Genomic DNA, 7,052 nt, shown 5'->3' with positions numbered 1-7,052 from the left:
GATAAAAACATCCCGGTTCCAATTTATTATCAGATAGAAGAATATATCCAGAAATTAATTGAAACTGGAAAACTTAAACCAGGAGAAAAATTACCTACTGAAAAAGAGTTTATGAAAGTTCTGGGTGTAAGTCGGATAACAATACGTCGTGCAATATCTGACCTTATAAATAAGAATATGCTTGAAATCAAGCAGAGCAAGGGCACTTTTGTAAAAAGCAAAAATTTTTATGAACCTGTTTCTCTTATTATACAGAGCTATACAGAAGAGGCAATAAAACAAGGCTTCAAACCTTCGACCAGAATACTTGAACTTAAAAAACTCATTCCAGACTCTGAAATTCAGGAAATACTGAAATTGTCCCCTGAAGAAGAGATATTTGAATTTAAAAGGCTTCGTCTGCTAAATGGAGAACCGTCAGGAATTGACTTAAACTATCTGTCCAGTAATCTCGTACCGGGATTTTCAGAGAAAGATTTCGAAGAAACAGGGTTAAAACAGTCTCTCTATTTAGTTCTGGGGAAAAAATATAATCTTACCCTGGATTATGCTGAAGAAATAATAACTGCTACTCTAACAACAAAAGAAGAATCTGAGCTTTTAAATGTTAAAAAAAACACTCCGATAAATATGAGGATAAGAACTGTTTTTCTTCCAAATAGCAAGCCTGTTCTTTATATGAGGTCTATCTACAAGACGAGTTATAAATCAATACTTAGAAGAAAATTATAAGTCATCCTTTTTATCTTTAAACGTTTTTAGTATCATGATATGAATTGACACTCCGATTGCTACAATAAACAATATCAGTTTAACCCATAGCAAATCAGTTGCAAAAATAATTGAGCATATTATTGTAATCCACAAGAATAAAAGCACGACTATTTTAAGTGATGACATTACATGTTTTTCTTTTCCTTTTGTTCCGCAATGATTAAATTATCACAGTTCAAATATTTTTTTAATATAGCTGTTTCATGATATGTCTTAAAAATAAATTTATATGTTTGGAGGTTGCCAGAAAAACAAGTATTATAAAAATAATCGAAAATTACGGACATGGGAGGAATAATGAACATTAAAACTTTTCCTTTTGTTCTGGCATTAATATCTATGCTTTTCTGGGGAATGGCTCCGATATTCGGAAAACTCGGACTTGCAAAAACAAATCCTTATATAGCTTTTACAATAAGATGTTTCGTGGTTGCTATAATCATGCTGATAGTTATATTAATAAGAGGAGATTTCAGGGAGCTTGCAAAGGTGGACTTGAAGAGCTTTGCTTTTATAAGCCTTGAAGGCATATTTGCAACACTGATAGGGCATTTTGCTTATTATTATGCACTAAAACTTGGAGAAACGTCGAAAGTTGTGCCCATAACCTCTGCATTTCCGTTAATAACTGTTGCAATTTCCATACTTTTTTTATCTGAAAAACTAACAATATATAAAGGTTCGGGCATAATACTTATAATTGCAGGGGTATTGCTGCTTAGGCTATAGTCATCACCATCTGCCACTGGAGCCGCCGCCCCCGGAAGAACCGCCCCCAAATCCTCTTGAAGAAGAACTTCCATGGCTCCCGCCTGAACTGCGGAATGAAGAACCGGAAAAACTGCCGCTGTCTCCGCCACCACCGGATCCGTATCTTTGAAGAGGTGGAATTATTTTTATGTCAACATCACCGAAACCGCAGAACAAGCATAATCTTGTTTCTTCTGTTCTTCCCGAAGATGTAAGAGTAGGTTTTTCCAGAATTTTCTGCCAGGTTTTTAATTTTAGTTTTTTACATTTCGGGCATCTTCGCTTTCTTATATTATGCCTAAGACCGGATATACCTGTTAAGAGTCCGAAAATAAGCCACGGCAGCACATTTACTCCGATAACGATAGAAGTAATCATATTCTCAAATGCTTTTGTTTTAGAAAAACCGGCTTTCGTATCAGTGGTATAATCGGCTGAATAGTCCGGAAGATAATTACCATATTCGCTATTTATTTCATTAGAAATGGCAATTACTCCATTGTAAATACCGGCTTCATAATTTTCTTCCCTGAATCTGGGTATAATAATATTATTTATTATGTTTCCTGCTTCAATATCAGTGATGACTTCCTCAAGGCCATAGCCGACCTCTATTCTTAATTCTCTTTCCTCCATGGAAACAAGCAGAAGAACCCCGTTATCTTTATCTTCTTTGCCGATCCCCCATTTTTTAAAAAGCTCTGCTGCATAATACTCAATTGAATTTCCATTAAGGTTATTTATGACGGCAACACCTATTTCACAGGAAGTTTCCTGTTCAATGTTTCTTACAAGTATTTCGGTTTTATCCAGCCACTCTTTACTGACTTTTCCTGTAAAGTCATTGACAAATCCTGAATAATCCGGAAGAGCCGTATCTTTGCTTTTTTTGGAACATGAAACGAAAATAAAAAGGCTGCCTGCAAGCAGGATAATAATAACTATCGGTAAAAACAGATTTACCGGTTTGATTAAATTATTATTTTTTGCTTTCAAGATTAAAAAAATAAAATGATTTAAATCAGATACTAGTATTATTTTATTACTTTTTGATTAATTAATATATTTTTAAATGAAATGTTTATAAAGTTTTTATGATAAAATATAATTAAAATTCAGATAACTTTTTTGGATAATACATTATTTAAAAAGGCAAGAGGAAAATCTAAATGTCTGAAATCAACAAATTGCTGACAGGCAAAAGTAATAAAGAAATATTCCTATGCCCTAAAATGACAAAATCTGCCGCAGGTTTAATAAGGAGAACAGCGGGTCACAAAATAGTCAGAGGAGTTTTCGAACTTATTTTGAAAAGATAAGAAATAGCTGTAGCATTAAGCGGAAATTTTTTAAATTTATAATAATGATATAATAAGAAGAAATGATTATTGAAAAGAAAAAACTTAAAAACGGATTTGAGCTTCCGGTATTTGGATTTGGTACCTGGAGTATGGGTGGAAGAGATAAAAGAAACCCTGAAAATGATGATAAAGCCGATATAGCCGCAATAAGAACGGCAATAGAAATGGGCGTAAATCATATTGACACTTCAGCCTGGTATGCAGAGGGACACTGTGAAGAAATAGTGGGAGAAGCAATAAAGAACTACGACAGGGCAGAAATTATACTTACTACCAAAGTTGCGCCAATGAATCTCCATTATAAAGATATATTAAATTCAGCAGAAAAGAGTCTTTCCCGTCTCGGTACTGAATATATAGATATATATGTAATACACAACCCTAATCCTTTTATTGATATAAAAGAATCTATGGAGGCATTTGACTATCTTGTTGACAAAAAAATAGTAAGGCATATAGGCCTGAGCAATTTCAATATCGAACAGTTTGCTGAAGCACAGAAAAATACGGTTAATCCTATTGTGTGCAATCACCTTCATTATAATTTAAAACACAGAGGCCCTTACAGTGACGGGTCGATAGAATATGCGCAAAAAAACGATGCTATTGTTGTCGCCTGGAGACCCACTCAGAAAGGACTTTTTGGCTGCGATGATATCAGCATCCTTAATAAAATGAGCCAGAAATACGGAAAGACTCCGATACAGATAGCCATAAACTGGCTGATTTCCCAGAAAAATATAGTAACCATACCAAAATCAAGGAATATTGAACATCTAAAAGAAAATCTTGGAGCCCTTGGCTGGAAGATGGAAAAAAATGACATAGATATCCTGCAAAATGAATTTCCAGGTACTGTAGATATAGTTGAGAATACGACTCTGACAAGGCTAATTCAGCCTTAAAAAATTATTCCGGCCGGCAAACTGTCAGTTGACATCTTTAAGAGTCAGAGAGATTCTTTTTCTCTGTGTGTCAACATCAATCACTTTCACGATTACTTTCTGATTTAATCTGACTACCTCATTGGGGCTTTTTATAAATCTGTGGGACATTTCAGATATATGAATCAGGCCGTAGTCTTTTATCCCTATGTCAACAAAAGCACCGAAATTAGTTATATTATTTATTATACCGTTCAGAAGCATCCCGGTCTTTAAGTCACTAATATCCGAAATACCTGTTTTAAACTCAAATTCATCCACATTTTCCCTTGGATCCCTTCCCGGCTTGGAAAGCTCTGCAAGGATATCATTCAGGGTCAGCAATCCTGTTTTTTCATCGACATAATTCTGCAGATTTATCTTTTCTTTTATTTTTTCATTTCCAATCATTTCCCCGACTCCCATATTCAGATCACCTGCAATTTTTTCAACAACATAATAGCTTTCAGGGTGAACCGCGCTTCCGTCAAGAGGATTGGCTCCGTCTTCTATTCTTAAAAATCCTGCACATTGTTCAAAAATCCTTTCTCCCAGTTTGGCGACATTTTTTAATTCTTCCCTGGAAGAAAATGCTCCGTTTTGTTTCCTGTAATCAATTATATTCTGGGCAATCCTGGGACCAAGTCCGGAAACATACATTAAAAGATGTTTGCTGGCAGTATTTAAATTAACACCCACCAGATTTACACAGCTTTCTACAACAAAATCCAGGTTTTCTTTAAGTCTGTTCTGGTCAACATCATGCTGATACTGCCCTACTCCTATGGATTTTGGATCTATTTTTACCAGCTCCGCAAGAGGATCCATTAACCTTCTCCCTATTGAAACTGCGCCTCTAACGGTAACATCATAATCAGGAAACTCTTCTCTTGCTACATCTGATGCGGAATAAATAGAAGCCCCGCTTTCACTCACAACAAATATTTTAATATCCTTATTCTTATGGAAAACTGTACTTACAAACTCTTTGGTCTCCCTGCTTGCAGTTCCGTTTCCAATGGCAATAACCGATATCTTAAATTTTTCAACTATAGCATTTAAAATTCCGGCTGCTTCTTCTTTTTTGTTTTGTGGCTCATGGGGATAAATATTATCATTATGAATCAAATCCCCCTGTTCATTCAGACACACAATTTTACACCCTGTTCTAAAACCCGGATCAAGCGCAAGAACTCTTTTTCTTCCAAGAAAAGGAGCCAGAAGCAGCTGGCGCAGATTCTCTGAAAATACCTTTATTGCTTCATCATCGGCATGCTCTTTGGCAAGAACCGTGGTTTCCGTCTCAAGAGATGGACCAAGCAGCCTCTTGTAGCAATCCCTTATTGTTTCTTTTACCATTGCCGCTGCTTTATTGTCAGCTTTTATTAAAAGTTTCTCCATTCTGTAAAAGACACTTTCTTCCGGCGGTAATATTGAAACTTTAAGAACTTTTTCCTTCTCGCCCCTCTTAATTGCAAGAAAACGATGTGATAATATTTTCTTTAAAGGTTCGCTGAATTCAAAATAATCTTTATATTTTATACCGGACTCCTCCATGCCTCTTAAGACACCTGAGCTCACCACAGCTTCATCTTTAAATACTTTCCTTATCTCTTCCCTGACAATCTTATCCTCATTAATCCACTCTGCAATTATAAAACCGGCTCCCTCAAGAGCCTTATTAATAGTTTTTACGTTTTCATTTATATATTTCTCTGCCTCATTTTCCAAATCAAATTCTTTTTGTGAGAAAATCATCTTTGCCAGAGGCTCAAGACCCATGCTTCTGGCAACTGAAGCTTTGGTTTTTCTTTTTGGCCTGAATGGAAGATAAATATCTTCCAGCTTATTCAGAGTGTCTGCCTCATTAATTGATTTCTTAAGCTCTTCTGAAAGATTGCCCTGTTTCTCCAGTTCTTTCAGGATTGAATTTCTTCTTGATTCAATTTCCAGAAAATGCCCATACCCTTTTTTTATATCAAGTATCTGAAGTTCATCAAGATTATCTGTAGCTTCTTTCCGGTATCTTGAGATAAAAGGTATTGTATTGCCTTCATTAAGCAGCCTTAATGTTGCAATTACACTTGGCTCATTAATTTTTAAGTCAGCTGATATCTGTTTTGAAAATTTAAATTCCATTTTTCCGGCTTTATATAAATATTATTTTGTTTTTATGACTTTAAAAATATATAAGAAATGAAGCCTGCCCGCAATAAAAAAATCAGTTTTATTAAAGCAAAAATATTAACAGATTAAATCCTCTTATAAAAACTGGTTTGCAGCAGATGCATCCCTGTAAGAAAATAAAGAAGAAGTCTCTTGGTAGCTGTATGCTCTATGGGCTTTACAGTGCTATAGCGCCCACCTTAAAAGACAGGAAGTACGAATTCGGGGAAGATAATATTGATACAGGCTATAAAATGACAAGCACATATATTATACAGTAAATAACAGGTTCGGCATATCTCTTCTTCTTTCTTATACTTTTATGCCGAAGCATTTCTCCCGTTTAGTCTTCTTCCCGAATTTGCGCAGAGACCAGAAAGGCATACTTAATAGACAAGAGGCGGGTTTTAAAAAAACAAAATTTAGCCCTGAAATATTGAAACCCGCCTTATGATTTTTAAATGTTTTAATAAGCTTCCGTAAAAATCTCAAAATGAGCTTGGGGATGTATGCATGCAGGACATAATTTCGGAGCTTCTTTGCCCTCAGCCACATAGCCGCAGTTACCGCATTTCCATAAGATTTTCTCATCTCTTTTGAAAACCTTATTATTTTTTATATTTGAAGCAAGTTTTTTATATCTTGTGTCATGTCTTTGTTCTGCAAGAGCAATCATTCTGAATGTTGTTGCAATTTCAGAAAAGCCTTCTTCGTCTGCCGTTTTTGCAAAAGAAGGATACAGCTCTGCCCATTCCTCATATTCACCGTTTGCTGCAGCTTCAAGATTGTCCAGTGTTGTTCCCTGCGCAACAGGATATGATGCCTCTATGTTTATAACTGCAGGCAATTCATCTTTGAAACCTTCAAGAAGAAACTTATAAAATCTTTTGGCATGCTCTTTTTCATTATCAGCAGTTTCAATAAAAATATTTCTTATCTGCTTGTAGCCTTCTTTGTCTGCTATGGAAGCATAATACGTATAACGGTTTCTTGCCTGAGATTCTCCGGCAAATGCTTTTAAGAGATTTTCAGCTGTTTTTGTTTTTTTTAATTCATTCATTATTTCCCACTCCTTCTA

General features: G+C 35.3%; 6 protein-coding genes. 3 read left to right on the top strand and 3 right to left on the bottom strand.

Going from position 1 to position 7,052, the window contains the following annotated elements:
- Together GXZ93_04265 and GXZ93_04260 are read left to right on the top strand one after the other, a co-directional pair.
- Nucleotides 1–732, top strand: a 732-nt coding sequence (locus GXZ93_04265) for a GntR family transcriptional regulator (GenBank protein ID HHT78993.1), incomplete at its 5' end; no start/stop codon positions are given.
- Between the two features lie 345 nt (nucleotides 733–1,077).
- Nucleotides 1,078–1,503 (top strand): EamA family transporter, encoded by a 426-nt coding sequence (locus tag GXZ93_04260; protein HHT78992.1) that lies wholly within the window; start codon nucleotides 1,078–1,080, stop codon nucleotides 1,501–1,503.
- Between the two features lie 3 nt (nucleotides 1,504–1,506).
- Here GXZ93_04260 and GXZ93_04255 read toward each other — a convergent pair whose 3' ends face one another.
- Nucleotides 1,507–2,520, bottom strand: a complete 1,014-nt coding sequence (locus GXZ93_04255) for a TPM domain-containing protein (protein HHT78991.1) — start codon at nucleotides 2,518–2,520, stop codon at nucleotides 1,507–1,509.
- 385 nt (nucleotides 2,521–2,905) lie between these two features.
- Between GXZ93_04255 and GXZ93_04250 the strand changes: the two genes are divergently transcribed.
- A complete protein-coding gene (locus tag GXZ93_04250) occupies nucleotides 2,906–3,790 on the top strand; it encodes an aldo/keto reductase (protein ID HHT78990.1) in 885 nt (294 codons plus the stop codon).
- Nucleotides 3,791–3,814: 24 nt separating this feature from the next.
- On the opposite strand, the gene GXZ93_04245 is transcribed toward GXZ93_04250, so the two are convergent.
- Together GXZ93_04245 and GXZ93_04240 are read right to left on the bottom strand one after the other, a co-directional pair.
- Nucleotides 3,815–5,947: an RNA-binding transcriptional accessory protein gene (locus tag GXZ93_04245; protein HHT78989.1), complete on the bottom strand. Its 2,133-nt coding sequence runs from the start codon at nucleotides 5,945–5,947 to the stop codon at nucleotides 3,815–3,817.
- Between the two features lie 493 nt (nucleotides 5,948–6,440).
- Nucleotides 6,441–7,034, bottom strand: a complete 594-nt coding sequence (locus tag GXZ93_04240) for a rubrerythrin family protein (protein ID HHT78988.1) — start codon at nucleotides 7,032–7,034, stop codon at nucleotides 6,441–6,443.
- Nucleotides 7,035–7,052 lie beyond the last annotated feature (18 nt).

This window comes from Actinomycetota bacterium, from assembly GCA_012837825.1.
Lineage (GTDB): Bacteria > Actinomycetota > Humimicrobiia > Humimicrobiales > Humimicrobiaceae > Humimicrobium.
Note: the sequence above shows the minus strand (reverse complement) of the source record. Positions and strands in the feature narration are given on the sequence as shown.

Bases quoted from the DNA above. Each gene is read 5' to 3' on its own strand.
- GXZ93_04245 (HHT78989.1), bottom strand. From the start codon at position 5,947: ATGGAATTTAAATTTTCAAAACAGATATCAGCTGACTTAAAAATTAAT.
- GXZ93_04240 (HHT78988.1), bottom strand. From the start codon at position 7,034: ATGAATGAATTAAAAAAAACAAAAACAGCTGAAAATCTCTTAAAAGCA.
- GXZ93_04250 (HHT78990.1), top strand. From the start codon at position 2,906: ATGATTATTGAAAAGAAAAAACTTAAAAACGGATTTGAGCTTCCGGTA.